At 60.2% G+C, this 20,656-nt stretch carries 17 protein-coding genes; 6 read left to right on the forward strand and 11 right to left on the reverse strand.

Annotation, left to right across the window (positions count from 1 at the left end; all coding sequences use genetic code 11):
- Nucleotides 1-2 precede the first annotated feature (2 nt).
- The 7 genes from algG to yaaA form a co-directional block, all read right to left on the reverse strand.
- Entirely contained in the window at nt 3-1,595 is a 1,593-nt protein-coding gene (gene algG, locus ACEN8Q_RS28375; protein ID WP_413425835.1) for a mannuronan 5-epimerase AlgG, read from the reverse strand.
- 26 nt (nt 1,596-1,621) lie between these two features.
- Nucleotides 1,622-3,103 carry an alginate export family protein gene (locus tag ACEN8Q_RS28380; RefSeq protein ID WP_413704043.1) on the reverse strand — a complete coding sequence of 494 codons (1,482 nt, stop codon included), beginning with the start codon at nt 3,101-3,103 and terminating at the stop codon, nt 1,622-1,624.
- A complete protein-coding gene (gene algK / locus ACEN8Q_RS28385; RefSeq protein ID WP_413704044.1) occupies nt 3,100-4,611 on the reverse strand; it encodes an alginate biosynthesis TPR repeat lipoprotein AlgK in 1,512 nt (503 codons plus the stop codon). Before algK ends, ACEN8Q_RS28380 begins: the two co-directional genes overlap by 4 nt.
- Before the next feature lie 9 nt (nt 4,612-4,620).
- Nucleotides 4,621-5,790: a PilZ domain-containing protein gene (locus tag ACEN8Q_RS28390; RefSeq protein WP_413425829.1), complete on the reverse strand. Its 1,170-nt coding sequence runs from the start codon at nt 5,788-5,790 to the stop codon at nt 4,621-4,623.
- A gap of 36 nt (nt 5,791-5,826) precedes the next feature.
- On the reverse strand, nt 5,827-7,308 hold the full coding sequence (alg8, locus tag ACEN8Q_RS28395; protein ID WP_413425827.1) for a mannuronan synthase: 1,482 nt from the start codon (nt 7,306-7,308) through the stop codon (nt 5,827-5,829).
- A gap of 95 nt (nt 7,309-7,403) precedes the next feature.
- Nucleotides 7,404-8,720, reverse strand: coding sequence for a nucleotide sugar dehydrogenase (locus ACEN8Q_RS28400; protein WP_057395846.1), 1,317 nt, complete (start codon nt 8,718-8,720; stop codon nt 7,404-7,406).
- Nucleotides 8,721-9,530: 810 nt separating this feature from the next.
- Nucleotides 9,531-10,310, reverse strand: a complete 780-nt coding sequence (gene yaaA / locus ACEN8Q_RS28405) for a peroxide stress protein YaaA (protein ID WP_413704045.1) — start codon at nt 10,308-10,310, stop codon at nt 9,531-9,533.
- A gap of 264 nt (nt 10,311-10,574) precedes the next feature.
- Here yaaA and ACEN8Q_RS28410 point away from each other — a divergent pair, with 264 nt between their 5' ends.
- From ACEN8Q_RS28410 to ACEN8Q_RS28435, 6 genes are all read left to right on the forward strand, one after another.
- Complete coding sequence (locus tag ACEN8Q_RS28410; RefSeq protein ID WP_413425823.1) at nt 10,575-11,699, forward strand: polysaccharide deacetylase family protein; 1,125 nt, start codon at nt 10,575-10,577, stop codon at nt 11,697-11,699.
- 337 nt (nt 11,700-12,036) lie between these two features.
- Nucleotides 12,037-13,431 carry a PhoH family protein gene (locus ACEN8Q_RS28415; protein WP_322614769.1) on the forward strand — a complete coding sequence of 465 codons (1,395 nt, stop codon included), beginning with the start codon at nt 12,037-12,039 and terminating at the stop codon, nt 13,429-13,431.
- 235 nt (nt 13,432-13,666) lie between these two features.
- Nucleotides 13,667-14,140 carry a cyclic pyranopterin monophosphate synthase MoaC gene (gene moaC, locus ACEN8Q_RS28420; RefSeq protein ID WP_007972660.1) on the forward strand — a complete coding sequence of 158 codons (474 nt, stop codon included), beginning with the start codon at nt 13,667-13,669 and terminating at the stop codon, nt 14,138-14,140.
- Nucleotides 14,137-14,379: a molybdopterin converting factor subunit 1 gene (gene moaD / locus ACEN8Q_RS28425; protein ID WP_008018597.1), complete on the forward strand. Its 243-nt coding sequence runs from the start codon at nt 14,137-14,139 to the stop codon at nt 14,377-14,379. The genes moaC and moaD overlap by 4 nt, the downstream gene beginning before the upstream one ends.
- 3 nt (nt 14,380-14,382) lie before the next feature.
- Nucleotides 14,383-14,835, forward strand: coding sequence for a molybdopterin synthase catalytic subunit MoaE (gene moaE / locus ACEN8Q_RS28430; protein WP_007989960.1), 453 nt, complete (start codon nt 14,383-14,385; stop codon nt 14,833-14,835).
- A 310-nt stretch (nt 14,836-15,145) separates the two neighbouring features.
- A complete protein-coding gene (locus ACEN8Q_RS28435) occupies nt 15,146-15,922 on the forward strand; it encodes an ABC transporter substrate-binding protein (protein WP_413425820.1) in 777 nt (258 codons plus the stop codon).
- Between the two features lie 106 nt (nt 15,923-16,028).
- Here ACEN8Q_RS28435 and ACEN8Q_RS28440 read toward each other — a convergent pair whose 3' ends face one another.
- From ACEN8Q_RS28440 to rhlB, 4 genes are all read right to left on the reverse strand, one after another.
- Complete coding sequence (locus tag ACEN8Q_RS28440) at nt 16,029-16,670, reverse strand: transcriptional regulator (protein WP_413704046.1); 642 nt, start codon at nt 16,668-16,670, stop codon at nt 16,029-16,031.
- Nucleotides 16,671-16,753: 83 nt separating this feature from the next.
- Nucleotides 16,754-17,887 carry an NAD(P)/FAD-dependent oxidoreductase gene (locus ACEN8Q_RS28445; RefSeq protein WP_413425816.1) on the reverse strand — a complete coding sequence of 378 codons (1,134 nt, stop codon included), beginning with the start codon at nt 17,885-17,887 and terminating at the stop codon, nt 16,754-16,756.
- A gap of 135 nt (nt 17,888-18,022) precedes the next feature.
- Complete coding sequence (locus tag ACEN8Q_RS28450; RefSeq protein ID WP_413704047.1) at nt 18,023-18,967, reverse strand: ornithine cyclodeaminase family protein; 945 nt, start codon at nt 18,965-18,967, stop codon at nt 18,023-18,025.
- A 136-nt stretch (nt 18,968-19,103) separates the two neighbouring features.
- A complete protein-coding gene (gene rhlB / locus ACEN8Q_RS28455; RefSeq protein ID WP_413425812.1) occupies nt 19,104-20,594 on the reverse strand; it encodes an ATP-dependent RNA helicase RhlB in 1,491 nt (496 codons plus the stop codon).
- Between the last annotated feature and the right edge of the window lie 62 nt (nt 20,595-20,656).

Raw genomic sequence — 20,656 nt, forward strand, 5'->3', positions numbered from 1 at the left:
CCTCAGTCCCGCATTTCGGTCTGGCGTTCGACAGGGTCGATCAGCACGGCTTTCTGCTGGCGCACCAGCAGGTCGAGAATTTCATCCTGACGATCGCCAAGGATGCCGGTGAAGCTGATGCCGCTGGATTTGGTCGGTGCGAGCATCGACACGCGATACAGCTCGACACTCAGCGGCGAGTCGATGGACAGCGGCCCGCTGCCGTTGGCCGCCAGCTCACCACCGACCACGATCAGCGACACCTGGGCGTCGAACGGGTCGAGCTTGATGTCACGGTCGGTGTTGCTCAGGTCCTTGATGTGCCCGTAGACGCCGGTCAGGCCGTTGGCCATGGCGACGTTTTCGTAGAGGCGAATGTTCACGCTGTTACGAATACGGATGCCGTGGCGCTTGTTGCTCAGCACACGGTTGCCCCACAACAGGTTGTCGGCACTCTCGTAGAGGGTGATGCCGTCGGTGTGGTTCTGGTAGATCTCGTTGTGGGCGATCAGGTTGTTCACGCTGTTACGGTCGATCACCAGCCCCGAGAGGTGGTTGTCGTAGCTGCGGTTGTTGAAGATGAAGCTGTCGTTGACCTCACGGGAAATAATGATCCCGTGCTTCTTCTTGGTCCCGTACACCGTGTTGTCGGCGATGATCAGACCATGGGAACGGTCGTGCGGGTCGATGCCGTAGACGATGTTGTCTTTGTAGGTGTTGCCCTTGACCACGAAGTCGCGGGTTTCATAGCAGTAGAAGCCGTACCACATGTCCGAGAATTCGGAGCCGACGATCCAGCCGGTCGGTTCAGGACGCTTGAGCACCTTGGCCATGTTCGGCGTGTACTGGGAAATACTCACGCCATAGGACTTACTGTTGGCGTAGCCGAAACTGGCGATCTTGCTGTTGGCGATGTAAGTCTCGGTGCCGCCCCAGGCGAGCAGGAACGGACGGAACTCCTTCGGAGAGTTGAACGTCGCCGGGCCGTTGTCCTTCTCGCGCCAGCCGGTGATTTTGGTGTCGCGCACGAACAGTTGGCCGTCGTTGACCAGGAACGAACCGGCCTCCTGGGACAGGCGCAGTTCCCGGGTCTGCTTGTCGATTTCCAGAATGCCGTGGCGACCGACCACGATCGGCAACTTCGCCAGGTAAACCCCTGGCGCGGTTTCGATGACGTACTTGGGTTGCTTCTTCGCCAGGTCCTTGAGGTTCATGTAGCCGTCGTCGACGAAGATCGCCTGAGGGATGCCGTGCTGACGCACCACCCACTCGGCCATCTTGTTGTCGCCGCCGATGAAGTCCTTCAGGGCGTCTTCCTGCATCATCCGGCGCACGCTGATTTTACCGGCCTTGCTGCGTACGATTTTCGCGGCGATGGCTTCGGCGGTGTAGCCCGAGACATCCGGCAGTTTCGGCGTGGCCAGTTCCAGCGGCGCGGTCGGTGCGCTGCTGACGGTATAGGTCTTGGCCTGTTGCAGTTCCTTGGCGATGGTGGCCGCGTGTGCCGGTTTGGCCGGCTCTACATTGGCCGGCTCTACATTGGCGAAGCCGGCCGAGCTTGCCAGCAGCATCGCGCCGGCCAACAAGGTGAGCGAACCTCGCTTCGAATTGTTCATGTCGGGCACTCCCTTCGCGGCTTGCATCAGAAGCGCCAGATCACGTCGATGAACGCGCGGTGCATATACGAATCGACTTCCTTGCCGTAGGCATCGCCCGGCTTGAACACACCGCCACGGAAGCGCACCAGGGCCGAAGGCTCATCGATGGACTGGCTCAACGCCGCTGGCAACAGGCCTTGCTTGAAGTACTTGGTGACCACCAGGTCCATCTCCTGACCGAGGTCTTTCTCGCCATCGTTCAGCGGCAGCGAAGTGCTGGAGAGGATTGCGCCAGTTACGTCGTCGGTGTTGTTCTCGACGGCGTTGATGCCATTGCTGCCGACCGGCTTGTTGCCGTCGACGCGCCAGAACTTGTGGTAGATCAGGCTGGCGTCGTATTCATCGTTGAGCATCCACGAGCCGAACAGGGTGGCGGTCTGCATGTTGTTCATTTCGCCACGGAAGGCTTCGCCGAAACGGTGTACCCGCGAGCGGGTGCCGGTGTAGTTCGAGCGATTGCTTTCCAGGCCGTTCTGTTGGTACTCGGCGCTGGCGCGGGCATAGGCGGCACCGACTTGCCATTGCGGGTCCAGGCGCAAACGCACGCCGACATCGGTGGCCCAACCGTTAAGGTCATCACCGTGCTTGGCTTCGGTCGGGCGTGTGCCATCGGCATTCAGCGGGTTGACCGTGTCGGTATCACCGCGCATGCCGGTGATGCTGCCCCAGTAGTTGACCGTGTTGGTGTTGCGCCAGTTGTAGGCATCACTGTCGGCGGTCAGGCCGATCCAGCTGATGTCGCCGTTCTGTTTCTTGTCCAGCGAATCGGCCGGCACACCTGGCTCCGGGAAGTCGAGCTTGCCGTTGTCATGGGTGTGATGACCGCGAATGCCGACCCAGTTGCCGGGCGTCCACTGATACGCGGCATCGGCGTAGGCGTGCAGGCGATCCTTGTCTTTCGGTGCCAGTTCCTTGAGGTCGGTGCGGTACTCGCTGAAGCGTTCGGCGATACCGACGTTGGCGCGCAGCAGGGTGGTATCGAAAGTCCAGTTCAGGGCTTCGATGTTGGTGTCGCGCCATTGGCCGTCGTCATTGCGCAGGCGTTGGCGACCGAGCTTGAGGATCTCGCCGGGGTAGGGCGTGAAGCCGCTGTAGCCGACCCAGAACTCGCGCATGGCCAGGTAGTTTTTCTTGGTCTCGCGATCACCGTTGTCGGTGGTCTGGGCACCATCGGACTGTTGCAGGGTGTCGGTCTCGATGATGTCGGTGGACGTCACCGCCTGACCCATGGCGTAGGCACTCCACGCGCCGCTTTCGCCGTAGACCCAAGGGCGCAGGTCGAGACCGACGCCATTGACGTCGCCACCCGGGGCGGTGCCGAGATCGCGGTCGTCTTCGGACTGACCGGTGATTTTCACTTCGAGGCCAAAGTTCTTGGTTTCAGTGATCGCAGCAAGCGTCGGGCAGGACCAGATCAGCGCGAATGTCAGGCCGATGCCGGCCTTCATGAATGGATTCAATTTCATTTGGATTCCTCGCTGGCTTCTTCTTGCAGGGCGTTCAGCTCCGGCGTGTTCGGGCTCAGGGCACCGCGCACGGCCTGTTCTTGTTTCAACAGGCGTTGGGCTTCGGCCAGCCGGTCGGGTGGCAGTTGCGTTTGGATTGTTTGCGCAAGCTCGGTGGCTTGCGGAGTGTTCTGGGTCAGGGCCAGTTGGCTGAAGACATAGGCATTGAGCGGATCAGGCTTGGTGCCCTTGCCTTGGGAAAACAGTTGGGCGATGGCGAAGTCGGCGCTGTTCTGGCCGTTGCGCGCAGCGGTCAACAGATGGTCGAGCGCTTTCTGCGGATAGACCTTGCCCAGGTAGCCACGGCGATAGATCTGCCCCAGGTAGTAATCGGCGGCGACTTCGCGGCCGACGGCTTTCTGGAAGTGCGCTTCGGCGACCTTGGCGTCGGCCGGCACCAGTTTGCCTTCGTAGTAGAGCTTGCCCAGCAACAGTTCGGCGCGGGGCTGGTCGGCGGCGCGACCGTTGTCCAGGTACTTCATCATCTGGTCGACGTCGCCCAGTTCGGGGAAGTCGTAGAGCAGTTGCGCAAGGGAGACCCACGAGGCCGGGTAGCCCGGTGCGATCGGTTCGAGCAGCGACTGTGCGGTTTTCTCGTCGGTCTTGCCCAGGGACGAATCGGCGAGCACGCGGGCGACGCTGTCGACGCGCTGCGCCGAAACGGTGCCGCGAGCGTGAGCCGCTTGCAGCTGTTTGATCAGCTCGGCCTGTTGCTCTGGCCTGGCCTGTTTCTGATAGACCGTGGCCAGCTCGACGTAGCAGATGTCGTTGGTGTTGAGCGCGGCCTTGCAGATTTTTTCCACATCATTCAGATGCTGGTCATAGGTGCCCTGGGTGCGATAGAGCAGCACTTGCGCCAGACCGGCTTCCGGTTTGTTCTCGGCACGCCATTGGCTGATTTGCTGCTGCGCATTCACGTTGGGAAAGCTGTGCGGGTATTGCAGGTACAGCATTGCGAGCGGGATCAGCGTGTTGCCTTCGCCCGCGGCGGCGGCTTTTTTCAACAGGGTTTCGGCTTCGTGCTGCTCGGCTTCGGTGGAGCCGGGCTTGGCCACCAGCAGACGACCGAGGCGTGCCTGGGCGCGCGGCGAAACGCTGGCCGCGGCGCGGTAAGTCGCCTCGGCCTGTTTCATCTGCGCCGGGTCACGGCTGTCGACCTGAATGTCGGCCAGACCGACCTGGGCTTCGCTGTAGCCCAGGTCTGCCAGTTGCCGGTAATTCTGCGCCGCGGTGACGGTGTCACCGCGCTTGAGCGCTTCGTTGGCCAGGCGCTGGTCGGGCAGGCCGGCGCAACCGGCAAGGCTCACCGCCAATGCAACGGCACACAGAGACCCCATGTGGGAGCGGGCTTGCTCGCGAAAGCGGTGCGTCAGTCGGCACTGATGTTGAATGTCAGAACGCATTCGCGAGCAAGCCCGCTCCCACAGGGGCTGCGGTGTATTCAGGATAGGTGGAGTCGTCACAGGCATGTCCTCCGGTTACAGACCAACAGCCATGGCTTTGTCGATCAGCCAGTTCAGGTTCGGGCCACGGTCGCTGTTCACTTCCACCGGACGACCGGCGAGGGAGCTGTCCAGGGTTTCGTCCGGCTGGATCAGCACGCGGATGTCGGAGGACAGGTCGGCACTTTTCAGGCTGGTGCTGCTGACGATCTTGCCGGTGCGGGTGTGGTCTTCGCCGGCGATCTGGAAGCGCACCGAAGTACCCGGGCGCACGTCGCTGAACTGGCGATAGGAGAAGCGCGCTTCTACGTTGGCTTCGCCGCCCCGCGGGACCAGCTGGAAGATCACGTCACCCTTGCTGGCGTACTGACCGTTGGCGACCATTTGCTGGGCCACGGTGCAGTCGCAAGGCGAGGTCAGCGTGCCGGTCATTTGTTTGCCGAACAGTTCTTCAACCTTGGCCGGTTGCAGTTGGTCTTCGTCCAGATGGCCCTTGAGCACGTCGAGCATGCTGGTGCTGAAGGTCGCCAGCGGTGCACCTTTGGCGGCTACGCCGTCGGGCTTCACCAGGCTCTGCACGGTACCGTCGCGAGGCATGGTGATGTTCACGCCAGGCACGCTGACCAGGCCGGCCTGGGCGTGGCTGACGAAGTACATGCCGTACACCGATTTGAAAACAAAACCGAACGCGGCCAGGCCAACCACGAAGACCCCGAGGCTGAAGGTCACGGCTTTCATGCGTCCGAACGCAGTCATGCCATGGCCGCCGTCCTTGACCTTGCGCGCCTTGGTGAAGTTGTCGCGCTGCAGGGTCGCGAGCATTTCACCCACGCTGACGATGTCGCCGGCCAGGTGCGAAGTGATCAGGTGGCGCAGGGTCGAGATGTCCCGTGGTTCCAGGTTCTGGAACTGGCAGCCGGCGCGTCCGGTCTCGCGATCGAAGGAGCGGACCTGCAACTCGACGTCCATGGCCAGGCCGAGGTTGTCGATGACGAATTGCAGGCGGGCCTTGTACACGTCACCCATTTTCAGCGGCAATTGACCGGCGTTGAACGCCAGGCCACCGGCGGACAGGTCGATCACCCGGGCTTCGACCGGTGTCCGGTCAGGGCCGAAGAAACGCAACTTGGCCGGGATTTTCACTCGGGCGTGTTGGCGCTGGGCTTCGGATTCGTGCACTACGTTGGCGTTGACGGCGGTATTCATAAAGGCGATTTCCTGGTTAATTCAATAAGGGGGCGGTCAGACCATCAACAGCAGCACGGCGACAAAGATGCTGCCGGCAGAGAAGGTCATGGTCCGAGACGACCAGGTGTTGAACCAACGTTGAAAGCTGGCGAGATCACGGGTCAGAGAAGTGGGCTGGCGAGTCCAGGACTGTTTGTCGAGGCGGAAGAACACGTAGATCTTCACCAGTGCACCGACGATCTGGTTGTAATAGAGAATCGCCGGGTAGGCCGGGCCGATCCGGTGGCCGGAGCACGACAGCAGCACGGTCAGGATCAGGCGGGTGATGCCGATCCACAGCAGGTACACCAGGATGAACGCGGTGCCGTACTTGAAGCTGGCGATCAGTGCCACAGTCAGGCCCAGCAGCGAGGTCCACATCGACACGCGCTGGTCGAACAGCACCACCGAAGTGAACACGCCGAGGCGTTTGATCCCCAGGCCCAGGGCACGGGAGTTCTGCCGCAGATTGTTGCCGTACCAGCGGAACATCAGTTTGCGGCTGGCCTTGATGAAGCTCTTTTCCGGCGGGTGTTCAACGGTGTTGATCGCCGCGTCGGGCACGTAGAACGTGTCGTAGCCCAGGCGCATCAGGCTGAACCAGCTCGACTTGTCATCGCCGGTAAGGAACTTGAAGCGACCCAGGCGCCAATGTTGCAGCGAGTCGCTTTCCACATCGGCGATGAAGTCCGGGTTGGTGACCACGGTGGCGCGGAACACCGACATGCGGCCAGTCATGGTCAGCACGCGCTTGGACAGGGCCATCGAGCACATGTTGATGTGGCGCTGGGCGAAACGCAGCTTGTGCCATTCGCTCATGATGTAGCCGCCGCGCACTTCGCAGAACTCGTTGGTGGTCAGGCCGCCGACATTGCCGAACAGCTGGAACCACGGCACAGTCTTGAGCACCACGCCCTCGGCCAGCACGGTGTCGCCATCGATCACCGCGACCACGGCGCGATCATCCGGCAGGTGCCGGGAGATGGCGCGGAAGCCGTAGGCCAGGCCATCGCGTTTGCCGGTGCCGGGAATGCGCACGAAGTCGAGCTTGACCCGGGACGGCGGGTTCATCCGGTTCCACAGGCTTTTCACCAGCAGTTCATCGGACATTTCCACGATGGAACAGACCACGGTGGTCGGCAGGCCGCAGTCGATGGCTTCGCGGATCACCGAGCTGTAGACCTGCGCAGTGGTCAGGGCGTCGATGCGGAAACTGGTGACCATCAGAAACACGTGGGACGGGTCAGCCGCTTTGCCCAGCTTGCGCACTTTGCGCCGCAGGTACGGGTAGACGATGTATAGAAAAATCATGCCGCGCACAAAGTGGGTGGCACCCATCGAGTAGCGCCAGATGCCCACGGCGCCAATCAGGAAAATGAAGTCCTTCGACTCGGAGTCGAACGTGGACACGGGCAACGCCATGGCGAGGCCCATCAGTAAACTCAGGTAGAACAGCCAACCGGCGGCCTGGAGTAGGCCGTGTTTTAGCCTGTGCATAATCGGAATCCTAAAGTCAGTTGCAAGCCCCAAGCTTCAAGCCCCAAGCGAGGAGCTTTGAACTTGCGGCTTGGAGCTTGAAGCTTGCGGCTGCTTTACCAGCAGATACCTTCGGCGCGGCCAGTGGTGCTGGTGGCCTTGGACATGAAGCCGACCAGGTCGATCACTTGCTTGCCCTGTGGAACTTCCTGCACCAGCGCGCGGAATTTCTCGTCGCGGTTGCCGAGGATGATCACGTCGGAGTTGTTGATCACCGCGTCGAAGTCGGAGTTGAGCAAGGATGAGACGTGAGGGATCTTCGACTCGATGTAGTCCTTGTTGGCGCCGTGAACGCGGGCGTACTCGACGTTGCTGTCGTAGATGCTCAGGTCATAACCCTTGCCGATCAGCATTTCCGCCAGGTCAACCAGCGGGCTTTCGCGCAGGTCGTCGGTGCCGGCTTTGAAGCTCAGACCCAGCAGGGCGACTTTGCGTTTGTCATGGCTGGAAACGATGTCGAAAGCGTTCTGCACCTGGGATTCGTTGCTGCGCATCAGCGAGTTGAGCAACGGGGCTTCCACGTCCAGGGAACCGGCGCGGTAGGTCAGGGCACGCACGTCTTTGGGCAGGCACGAACCGCCGAAGGCGAAGCCCGGGCGCATGTAGTACTGGGACAGGTTGAGGGTCTTGTCCTGGCAGACCACGTCCATCACTTCGCGACCGTCGACGCCGACTGCCTTGGCGATGTTGCCGATTTCGTTGGCGAAGGTGACCTTGGTGGCGTGCCACACGTTGCAGGTGTACTTGATCATCTCGGCGACCGCGATGTCCTTGCGGATGATCGGTGCGTCGAGCTCTTCGTACAGCGATTGCAGAACGTCGCCGGACGCTTTGTCGAATTCGCCGATGACGGTCATTGGCGGCTGGTCGTAGTCGGCGATGGCGGTGCTTTCACGCAGGAACTCAGGGTTCACGGCCACGCCGAAATCAACGCCGGCTTTCTTGCCGGAGCAGTCTTCGAGAATCGGGATGACCACGTTGGCCACGGTACCCGGCAGCACGGTGCTGCGCACCACGATGGTGTGGCGGGTGGTCTTGTCACGCAGGACGAAACCGATTTCGCGGCACACTGCCTCGATGTAGTTCAGCTCCAGGTCGCCGTTCTTTTTGCTCGGCGTGCCCACGCAGATCATCGACAGGTCGGTGTCGCGAATCGCCTCGGCGAAGTTGGTGGTGCCACGCAGGCGACCGGTCTGGATACCCTGGGCCAGAAGTTCGCCCAGGCCAGGTTCAACAATCGGCGATTTGCCGGCATTGATCATGTCGATCTTGTCTTTGGCCACATCGACGCCAACGACGTCATGACCCCGTGCAGACAGGCAACCGGCACATACTGCGCCGACGTAACCCAAACCGAAAATGCTGATGCGCATCGCAATTACCTCTGTATTGATCAAGCCATTAGATGGCCGGAGTTAATGGTGTTCAGCGGTGATAGTGCACTCGCAAGTACGCCGTGCAGGCGCAACGATGCCGTGTGCTGGCATATAAGTTACGAGTGTCTAAATAAATGCACTCAAGGTGTGCGCAACTAGGCCTTGTTGTTATGAATTGCCCTGTTATGCAGCCGATCCTCTTTTCAAAAGATCCAGGTGCAAAGGTCTTGCACGCCTGATCTCAGGCCGAAAGCCCGTGGATCAAGCGGTCTGGTGCTCGGGTGAGCACGTTTGTAGGGGCGCTGCCTTGGCCTTGTAGGGGATAGTCATATCGCGTTATCTCCTGTCCGCTCGCTGTTGTCCAAATCAGTGATTAGTCGGCACAAGTTATTATTACAACTTCGCTACACGAATCGCTTATCTGCGTAAGTTATCTCGTACACGCTCGGCGAGAATCGTTACCGGTGGTATGAGCGGCGCGTTTGGACATAGTTCCAGTCCACTCATCATGAAATCTGAAATTTTTTGAAATATTGAGAAAGATGGCACTGCTCTCAAATTGATAGCACTTGCCGTTTCGCCCTTTATATATAGGCGGATAATTGGGGTGGATAGTTATTTGCCACTACTGTTAAAAAAAGTCAGTGCCACTACGCAAAAAAATCATTGAAGTCGAGTGAAACTAAAGTTAGGAAACTGAGTGGTGAATTTTTGGCGCCATAAAAATGGCGAAATGGCGGGGGAAGGCTGAAGTTAATCAAGGGTCGGCGCACGAAAGTTGTGGAGGTCGTGCGCCGACTGGATGCATCACTCTGGTGCGTGATCGCGCAGGAACACCAGATTGTCCGGTTTGGATTGTTCGGCGCTGTAGCGATAGCCTTGAACGTCGAATTGCTTGAGGGTCGCCGGATCGTTGATGCGTTCTTCGATGACGAAGCGGCTCATCATGCCGCGGGCCTTTTTCGCGTAGAAGCTGATGATCTTGTACTGGCCGTTCTTCAGGTCCTTGAATTCGGTATTGATGATTCGTGCGTTCAAGGCGTTGCGTTTGACCGCCGAGAAGTACTCGTTGGACGCCAGGTTGAGCAGTACGTCATCGCCTTGATCAACCAGGGCTTCGTTCAGCCATTCGCTGATGCGTGTGCCCCAGAAAGCATACAAGTCCTTGCCCCGGGCGTTGGCCAGTTTGGTACCCATTTCCAGGCGATAGGGTTGCATCAGGTCCAGCGGGCGCAGTAGTCCGTACAGTCCGGACAACATGCGCAAATGCCGCTGGGCATAGTCGAAATCGGCTTCGCTGAAGGTTTGCGCATCCAGGCCGGTGTACACGTCGCCCTTGAAGGCCAGCAGCGCCTGCTTGGCGTTTTCCGGGGTGAACGCGGGCGTCCAGCTGCCGAAGCGCGCGGCGTTGAGCCCGCCGATCTTGTCGGAAACGTGCATCAATTCGCTGATCTGCGCCGGGGACAACTCGCGCAATTGCAGGATCAGCTCCTGGGAATGGTCGAGGTACTGCGGCTGGGTGAAGCGCTGGGTCGCCGGCGGTGTTTCATAGTCGAGGGTCTTGGCGGGTGAAATCACCATCAGCATGAAGTCGTCTCCTTTAATCGTGGCGGCGATTCTAGGGGGTTGTCCTCTCTGACTCCAGCTATCGGGGTCATAGGTGATCAATGGTTCACCACAAACCTTGTGGGAGCGGGCTTGCTCGCGAAAGCGGTATTTCAGTCACCACATATATCGACTGATCCACCGCATTCGCGAGCAAGCCCGCTCCCACAGTGGTTCTGTGTTGCTGCGGGAATTGGGAGTGGATCAGCTATAGTGCCGCGCGGGTTTTGTTATGGAGACATCCCATTGCGTATCGCTTTTCTCATCTCGATCTGGCTACTGAGCTTCGGCGCCATCGCGGCACCGGGCGATGTGGCGACGCTCGATCGCAGCACCTGGCCGGAAAAGCTTGGCAACCCGACACTGTTCGATGTGGCGTCGAGGGCCGAGATCCTCATGTTTTCCAGCGTATTGCTGGCCAGCGAGTCGCTGGATGAGCCCGCCCTGGCACAGCACCTGGGGCTGCGCACGATCAATCTGGAGTCGGTCAACCGGGTTCGCCAGCGCATGTGGCAACGGCTGCTGGACAACTACAACTACGCCCAACAGAGTTGCGACCAGGATGCCTCTTTCTGTTTTCTGGTCGAGGACATGCCTACCCTGCGCGAACAGGCCAGCAAGTTCCAGGTCAGTGCAGACAGCTATTACATCAAGTGGGCCGAGCCGAGCCGTGCGTTCCACACCCAGTACCTGGACGAACAGTTGCGCAAGGCTGCGCTGTTCCCGCAAACCAGCAGCGAAGTCGATCGTTTTGGCGACTATGAGCGCACCGGCGACGAGATGCATGACCGGCTGTTTCTGCTGACCTTCGACAGCGCCGCCAACGCCGCGCCGGACAATACGGCCTGGGTCACCGAGTACCTGCGCAAGTCGAACATGAACGGCACGTTCTTCGTTCTCGGCAAGGACATCCAGGCCCGTTTGGCAGAGCATTCGGTGAGTAACCTGCAGTCGACCTACTCGACCCAGTGCATCGGCGTGCAAGGCTGGGAGTTCCGTTCCCACAGCCACTGGCAGGACTGGCAGGACTCGGTGCGCCGCAGCGCCGAACTGGTCAAGAGCAAACTGCCGGAGAACTACGTGCCACTGTTCCGTCCGCCCGATGGTCAGCGCCGTTCCGATGCCGAAGGCTTCTTCAAGGCTCAGGGTTTGCAGGTAGCGCTATGGGACATCGACGCCCAGGACGGCGCCGGCAAACTCAAGGGCAACCAGAGCGCGCAACGGGTGCTGACCTTGATGCTGCTGTGGCGGCATGGGGTGATCAATTTCAATGCGAAGCAGGATGGCGTGAAAACGGCTTTGCCGTGGCTGGTCACGCAAACGGCGCCTGTCGGGATCGGCTGGGAAGATTGCCAGGATGCATTTCGCTGAAAGCGGCGAAAGCCAGTAAACATTGGGTTTATGGCGATTTTGGAAGGGGATTCGTTGCAGGTGGACTTCCGACTTTAAACGGGTGATGGCAGTCCGCCAAGTGTTATTGGTCACTCTGAAAAATAAACTTCAAAAAAGCGTCAAAGTACTTTTTTCTGTCACACGTTTTGGAGTATTACGAAGACAGACCGCCGAAACCTGCAACACAGGTGGCGTCTCCCAAGACCCAGCTTTGTATGCAGTTCACTTGAGTCCCCGCAGGTGAAGTTCGGCGGCCCTTCGAGGCGCAGCACCGTCAAGGTATTGCGTCGACTGGCTCCCACAAAGGTGACCGAGTATGGATGATCACGGACGTAGCTCTTCTTCCAACCAGCCAATCCTTTATGTACTCGATACCAACGTATTGATTCACGATCCAAACGCGCTGCTCAACTTCGAAGAACACCACGTCGCGATCCCGATGACCGTGCTTGAAGAGCTCGACAAGCTCAAGAGCGGGCCTCACAGCGTTGCCGCAGAATGCCGCCAAGCCATCCGGCTGATCGACAAGACACTGGGCGATGCCTCACCCGAGGATGTCGAGCAGGGTGTTCCGATCCAGCGTGGCAAAAGCGGACCCAAGGGTTTGCTGTCAATTCTGATGATCAGGAATGCCGAGCCGAACCTGATTCTGCCCGAGCACCTCAATGACAACAAAATCATCAACCAACTGATCGACCTGCACGCGCGCGACCCGAAGAAGCCCGTGGTGCTGGTCACCAAAGACATCAACATGCGCCTCAAGGCGCGCGCCTGCGGGATCGAGGCCGAGGACTACAGCACCGACCAACTGGTCGACGACGTGTCCTTGCTGCCCAATGGCTACCACAACATGACCGGCTCATTCTGGGACCGCGTAAGCAAGGTCGAAACCCGTCAGGACCACGGCCGCACCTGGCATCAAGTGCAGTTGATCGACAACCTGCCGGCGGTGCACATCAACGAATTCATCATTGATGAGCAGGGCTTTGTCGGCTGGATCAAGGAGATTGAAGAAGACCGTTTGCTGATTCTCGACTTGCACCAGGAACCGCTGCTGCACCAGGAGGCCTGGGGCCTGAAGCCGCGTGATATCTATCAGAGCCTGGCGTTGTACGCCTTGCTCGATCCGGACATCCACCTGGTCAACCTCTCGGGTGCCGCAGGCTCGGGTAAAACCATCCTGGCGCTGGCCGCTGCGATTGAGCAGACCATGGTCAGCAAACGCTATCGCCGCATCATTGCCACCCGTAGCGTGCAGGGCCTGGACCAGGAAATCGGCTTTCTGCCCGGCACCGAAGCAGAAAAAATGGAGCCTTGGCTGGGCGCCATCACCGACAACCTCGAAGCCTTGCACATGGATGACGAAAGCACCCATGGCAGCGTCGACTACATCCTCAGCAAAGTGCCGTTGCAGTTCAAATCCCTCAACTACATCCGGGGTCGCAGCTTCCAGCAGAGCCTGATTTTGATCGACGAATGCCAGAACCTTACGCCGCACCAGATGAAAACCATCATCACCCGTGCCGGCGCCGGTTCCAAAGTGGTGTGCCTGGGCAACCTGGCGCAGATCGATACCCCTTACCTGTCCGCGACCAGCTCCGGGCTGACCTACCTCACTGAACGCTTCAAAGACTTCCCGAACGGGGTGCACATCACCCTGCAAGGGGTGCCGCGCTCGATCCTGGCCGAATACGCCGAATCGCATCTGTAACTTTCCACCGGAACCGGGCGGCTTCACAGCCGCCCGGTTTTTTTGTGCCCGACACAATCTCCCTTGTAGGAGCGAGCCTGCTCGCGATGGTGTGTCAGTCGACACAGCGGTGAATGACACTCCATCGCGAGCAAGCTCGCTCCTACATTTAGGGGATGGTGGTGACCTGATAATCAGGCGTGCGGAAAATTGACCCGCAGGTTTACAATCGATGCTCCTGATCAGGAGTAATCCCGTGCTGACTCATCTCGATTCCCAAGGTCGCGCCAATATGGTCGACGTCACTGAAAAAGCCGTGACGTTCCGTGAGGCGACGGCCCAAGCGCTGGTACGCATGCTGCCCGAGACCCTGCAGATGATCGTCAGCGGCGGTCACCCCAAGGGTGATGTGTTTGCCGTGGCGCGCATTGCCGGCATCCAGGCGGCGAAGAAAACCAGCGATCTGATTCCCCTGTGCCATCCGCTGATGCTGACCGGCGTCAAAGTCGAGCTCAGTGCCGAAGGCGATGACTCGGTGCGTATCGTGGCGCGCTGCAAGCTGTCCGGGCAGACCGGCGTCGAAATGGAAGCCCTGACCGCTGCCAGCGTTGCCGCGCTGACCATCTACGACATGTGTAAGGCCGTGGATCGCGGCATGACCATCGAAAGCGTGCGTCTGCTGGAGAAGGTCGGCGGCAAGAGCGGACATTTCCAGGCGGAGCAGCCATGAACGTGACCGTGAAGTTTTTCGCCCGTTATCGTGAAGCGCTGGGGCTGGACTCGGTGAAGGTCCAAGGCGATTTCGCCACCGTCGACGACGTCCGCGCACTGCTGGCCCAGCGTGACGGTGCCGAGGTATTGAGCGAGCAAAACCTGATGTGCGCCCGCAACGAAGACCTCTGCCAGCTAGACGAGCCGGTGAGCGATGGCGATGAAGTGGCGTTCTTTCCGACCGTGACCGGGGGCTGATCCATGGCGATTCGCGTGCAGTCCACCGCGTTCGATCCGGGGGCCGAAGTCAACGCCATGCACGATGCCAATGTTGGCGTCGGCGCGGTGGTGAGTTTTGTCGGCTACGTGCGCGACTTCAATGACGGCCTCGACGTGGCCGGGATGTTCCTCGAACACTATCCGGGCATGACCGAAAAAGCCCTTGGCAAGATCGCCATCGAGGCCGAACAACGCTGGCCGCTGCTCAAGCTGGAAGTGTTGCACCGCATCGGCGCCCTGGAACCGGGCGAACCGATCGTCTTCGTCGGCGCCGCCAGCGCTCATCGTCAGGCGGCATTCGACGCCTGCGCCTTTGTCATGGATTACCTGAAAACCCGCGCACCGTTCTGGAAGAAAGAAAACACCAGCGACGGGCCGCGTTGGGTCGAGGGCCGTGACAGCGATCATGCGGCGGCGGATCGCTGGAAGCAGTAAATAGCCTGTTGATTCTCGGCGAGTCTTACCGGCCCCTTCGCGAGCAAGCCCGCTCCCACATTCGACCGTGTTCTTCCTGAAAGAACTCGGTTAACTGTGGGAGCGGGCTTGCTCGCGAAGGGGCCATCAAATACACCCAACCCCTACCTGACTCGCCATCCGACCGTCGGATGCGCGCAACCCCGTTTGCCTGATTGACGGCTCATACATAAAAGTCCAAGATGGAATTATAAGTACAAAAAAAGGTTTCCACCCGTTTCAGCTTTTTCTTCTGTCTTGCCAAACCAACAATAACCGCGAGAAAACGAACATGAAGAAGTTCCCCCTCATCACCGGTCTGGCTCTGAGCCTGTTGGCGTGCAGCTCTGTGTTCGCCGCCGAGAAAACCCTGCGTATCGGCATCGAAGCCGCGTATCCACCGTTCGCCTCGAAAACCGACAAGGGCGAAATCGTCGGTTTCGACTATGACATCGGCAACGCCCTGTGCGCGCAGATGAAGGCCAAGTGTGTGTGGGTCGAGGGCGAGTTCGACGGTCTGATTCCTTCCCTGAAGGTGAAGAAAATCGACATGGCGCTGTCGTCCATGACCATCAACGAAGACCGCAAGAAGTCGGTGGACTTCACCCACAAGTACTATTTCACCTCGTCGCGCCTGGTCATGAAGGACGGCGCGGTGGTGGATGACCAGTACGCCAGCCTCAAGGGCAAGACCGTCGGCGTGCAGCGCGCTACCACCACCGACCGTTACGCCACCGAGGTGTTCGAGCCCAAGGGCATCAACGTCAAGCGCTACAGCAACAACGAAGAAATCTACATGGACCTGGCGGCCGGTCGCCTCGACGCGATTTTTGCCGACACCATTCCGCTCAATGACTTTCTGTCGATGCCGCGTGGCCAGGGTTATGCCTTTGTCGGGCCGGAGCTGAAAGATCCGAAATACGTGGGCGAGGGGGCCGGGATTGCCGTGCGCAAGGGCAACACCGAACTGGTCAGCGAGCTGAATACGGCCATTGATGGCATTCGTGCCAGTGGCGAGTACCAGAAGATTTCCGAGAAGTACTTCAAGTCCGACATCTACGGCGATTGATAGTCCGCTTTCGCGAGCAAGCCCGCTCCCACACTGGTTCTGTGTCCGCAGTTCTAATGTGGGAGCGGGCTTGCTCGCGAAGGGGCCCTGTCAGGCAATACAGCTTTCAGCCCTTCAATTCCTTCAAATGCTTGTACACCGTCGCCCGGCCCATGTTCAGCACATTGGCCACGTAGTTCGAGGCGCTTTTGCCCTTGAACGCGCCTTCGGCGTGCAACGCCAGCACCAGCTCACGTTTGTGATCGCGGGTCAGCAGGTTCAGGCTCAGTTGGCGCTCTCGCAGCCAGGCGTGGAGGAAGGTGTTGATCCGCTCCTGCCAGTCATCGCGGAACAGTGCATCCGGTTGCGGGATCAGCTTGGTCGGCGACAGGAACAGATCCAGGGCCGCCTTGGCATTCTCGAACAGCGAAATATTCAGGTTGATGCACAGCACGGCCAGCGGATGCCCCTCGCTGTCGCGCAGGACGGTGCTGAGGCTGCGAATCTTCTGACCATCCCAATTGAGCTTTTCGTACGGCCCGATGTTTCGTTCGTTGACATCGTCGCTGAGCATGTCTTCCAGCGCCGAGTCGTCGCCGATTTCCCGTTTGGACAGGTTGTTGGCGATGTAGTCGACCTTTTGCGTGCGCAGGTCGTGCAGCACCACTTCGGCGTGGGGGAAAAACAACGTGGCGATGGCGTCGGCGATCGCGTGGAAGTTATCCAGGGACGTGTCGTCCAGGGCCGAGTCTTTTTCGGGGGCGTTCATTGGTGGAACTCCAGGCAGCGTCAACGCCCCATCAAAGGGGCGTTGAAAGTGTGCCGTAATCGTGTGGGCGCGTCACCTGAGGATCAGGATCGGCCGAGGCGGGCGGGGGAGAGCATTTCGGCGTTCAGGCCGAAACGGCCGAGCGATTCGGGCAGCGCCGCACCGCGCACCAGTGCCGCGCTGGCCTGGCCCATGGCCGGCGAAGTCTGGATGCCATAACCACCTTGTGCCGCGACCCAGAACAGCCCCGGCACCTGTGGATCGAAACCGGACAGCAGGTCGCCGTCGCTGACGAAGCTGCGCAGGCCGGCCCAGGTCCGGGTCGGGCGGCGAATGGTCAGGGTCGTGGCCTCTTCGATCTGGTAGATGCCCATGGCGATGTCCAGCTCTTCGGGCTGCACATCGTGGGGGTCGACCGGGTCGGCGTTGGCCGGCGAGCCGAGAAACATCCCGGCGTCGGGTTTCATGTAGAAGGATTCGTCGAGGCTGACCAGCATCGGCCAATGGTGGATGTCCACGCCCTCCGGGCCGGCGAAGATGAACGCGGCACGGCGTTTCGGTTGCAGGCCCAGCGGCTGCGCACCGGCCAGTTCGCCAATCTTGTCGGCCCAGGCGCCGGCGGCGTTGATGATGACCGGGGCGCTGAACGTCTGGGTGCCGGTCTGGACCTGCCATACACCTTGGCCGTCACGGCTCAGGCTGACGACTTCGCTGTCGGTATGCACTTCGCCCTGGTTGCGACGAATGCCGCGCAGGTATCCCTGATGCAGGGCATCGGTGTCGATGTCGCTGGCGGTCGGGTCGTAGATGGCACCGTGGACCTTTTCCCGTCGCAGGATCGGCACCAGCGCGCAGGCTTCGTCGACGCCGAGCAATTGCATTTCCGGCACCGTGGTTCTGGCGCTCTGGTACTGCCGGTTCAATTCGTCCGGGTCACCGGTGAGGTCCACGGTCATTTCGCCGCGCGGGGTCAGCAGCGGGTGTTCGCAGAAACCGCTGGGCGGGTTGTCGAAAAAGTCCCGGCTGGCCAGGGTCAGCGCCCGCACTTGTGGGGTGCCATAGGCTGCGGTGTACAGCGCGGCCGAACGGCCGGTGGAGTGATAGGCCGGATGGGATTCGCGTTCGAGCACGATCACGCGGCCGTGCTGCGACAGCCAGAAACCCGTTGAAGCACCGGCAATCCCGCCGCCGATGATGATGAAATCTGCCTGGCTCATGAACGTCTCCTGATAACGCGCGATGCCAATGGTTCGGTACCTTGTAGGAGCGAGCTTGCTCGCGATGGTGTGTCAGTCGACACAGTGGTGCCTGATCCACCATCGCGAGCAAGCTCGCTCCTACAGGGCGGGGGGTTAGTGCTGCAGGCGGTAGATCGCATTGGCCAGCGCAATGTCTTCCAGGCCCAGGCCGATGGAACGGAAGAACACGTGACGGTCGTATTCGGGGCGCTGCACCTTCTCGCTGAGCAGATCAGGCAGGTCGCCGACAATCGCGTTCCTGTCCCAGCCGTGCTGTTCGGCGGCTATAAGCATTTCACCGGCCGAGCCCGGGGTGGTCAGGCGATAGTCGCAAAACACCTGCATGTCGTTGAGGCTCTGCGGTGGCACTTCGTGGGCACGCGGTGCGTTGGTGCTGATGGAGGTGATCAGTGCCGGCTTGCGCAAGCTCGACGGATCGATCACCGGACCGGCGGACGAGGTGCAGAGCATGATCACGTCAGCGTCCTGAACGGCAGCTTCGCGGCTGTCGACGATGTTCAGGCGTGGCTCGATGTTTTTCAGCAGGCTCACGGTTTCGGCATCTTCGCTCAGGCTCGGCGAGTACAGGCTGATGCTCTGCCAGTCGCGCAGGCCTTTCACGTAATGCAGGTGCGCCTGGGCCACTTTGCCGCTGCCGATGATGGCCAGACGATTGGCTGTGAGCGGCGCGAGGGCGTCGACAGCTACGGCAGTGGTGGCCGCAGTGCGTGCGGTGGTCAGTTCTCCGGCATCGCAAAGCAACAGCGGCTGCCCGGTTTGCATCGACATCAGCAGCGTCCACGCCGTCACCAATGGCCCCTGTTCACGGACGATGTATGGCGAAGTCTTGATCCCGTACACGCCGTCTTCGGCCAGCACGCCCAGGTAGTTGATGAAGTCGCCGGCACCGTGCGGGAATTCCACCAGTTGCTGCGCCGGTTGCACCGCTTGCCCTGAGGCCAGGTCGCGGAACAGCTTGCGCAGGATCTGCGGCACATCGACTCGCGCCAGATACTCGCGGGCCTGGGCTTGGGTGATCACTTGGGGCGTGCTGGACATGGTCGGCTCCGGGATTCGAGTTAAACTAATTTGTCCATTATGGACTTTTAGTTCTCTTGGGCAAGCTCCTGTTGAAAAAAACGGGCGAAAAAAAAGCGCAGTCCGTTTCCGGCTGCGCTTGTCTTTTCAGCGTCGCTTAATGAGGACGCTTACGCTCAACCGCCCGCAACAGATGCGTCGGTGGTGTTTCACAGCTGATCTTGCGCCCCAGCTTTTCCTCGATGGACGGTAGCTGGTAGGAGTCGTCTTCACCGGCAAAGCTGATGGACACGCCGTCGGCGCCGGCACGCCCGGTACGACCGATGCGGTGCACGTAGTCGTCCGGCACTTCCGGCAGGGTGAAGTTGATCACGTGGCTGATGCCGTCGATGTGGATGCCGCGACCGGCCACGTCGGTGGCGACCAGCACGCGGATCTTGCCTTCGCGGAAACCTTCCAGGGTCTTGATGCGCTTGTGCTGCGGCACGTCGCCGGACAGTTGCGCGGCGTTGATGCCGTCGCGCACCAGGCGTTCTTCGATGCGTCGCACTTCATCCTTGCGGTTGGCGAAGACGATGACCCGCTCCCAACCGTTGTCGTTGACCAGGTTGTAGAGCAGTTTGTATTTGTCGGCAGCGGCCACCGCGTAGATGTGCTGCTCGACGTTTTCGTTGGCCACGTTCTGCGACTCGATCTCGACGATCGACGGGTCGGTGGTCCATTGCTTGGCCAGGTTCATCACGTCTTCGGTGAAGGTCGCGGAGAACAGCAGCGTCTGACGCTCGGACTTCGGTGGCGTCTGGCGAATGATCTGGCGCACTTGCGGGATGAAGCCCATGTCGAGCATGCGGTCGGCTTCGTCCAGTACCATCACTTCGACCATGTCCAGATGCACGTCGCCGCGCTGGTTGAAGTCCAGCAGGCGGCCCGGCGTGGCCACGAGGATGTCGCAGTGGCGGGCTTCGAGGTGCTTGAGCTGCTTGTCGAAGTCCATGCCGCCGACGAACGTCATGACGTTGAGGCCGGTGTACTTGGTCAGGTCGGCGGCGTCCTTGGCGATCTGCACCACCAGTTCGCGGGTCGGCGCGATGATCAGCGCCCGTGGCTCGCCCATGTAGCGCTCTTTCGGCGGCGGGGTCTGCAGCAACTGGGTGATGATCGAGATCAGGAACGCAGCGGTTTTGCCGGTACCGGTCTGGGCGCGGCCGATGGCGTCTTTGCCCGCGAGGGTGAAGCCCAGCACCTGTGCCTGGATCGGCGTGCAATACGGGAAGCCCAGGTCCTGGATGGCATGCATCAGTTCAGGGGCGAGCTTGAAATCGTGGAAGCGGGTTTTGCCTTCCTGGGGTTCGACGACGAAGTCTTCGAGTTTCCATGGGATGACGGGCGCCTTGGGCTTGGGTTCACGGCGCGGTCTGGCGGGTTTCGGCGTTTCGCTGAGCGGCTGCTCCGGGGCTGTTATCGCCGCAGGCTGGTCAGCTGTTGCGGTCTTCGGATCATGCTTGGGTGCCGCCGTGGCGGTGGCTCGTTCAGACTGAATACCGTCGGTGCGGTGGCCGGGAGCGTGAGACGCAGGGCTGGGAACTGGCGCGAGTTGCTCAGTCTCGCTTTTACCGAACATTTTCTTGAGTGCTTTGAGCACGGTCATCTCATCAATTGGTTAAGGAATGTACGCCGGCCAGTGTAATGCAAGAATCGGGCGCGGCGTAG

This window comes from Pseudomonas sp. Pseusp16 (assembly GCF_047324915.1).
Taxonomy (GTDB): domain Bacteria; phylum Pseudomonadota; class Gammaproteobacteria; order Pseudomonadales; family Pseudomonadaceae; genus Aquipseudomonas; species Aquipseudomonas fluorescens_CD.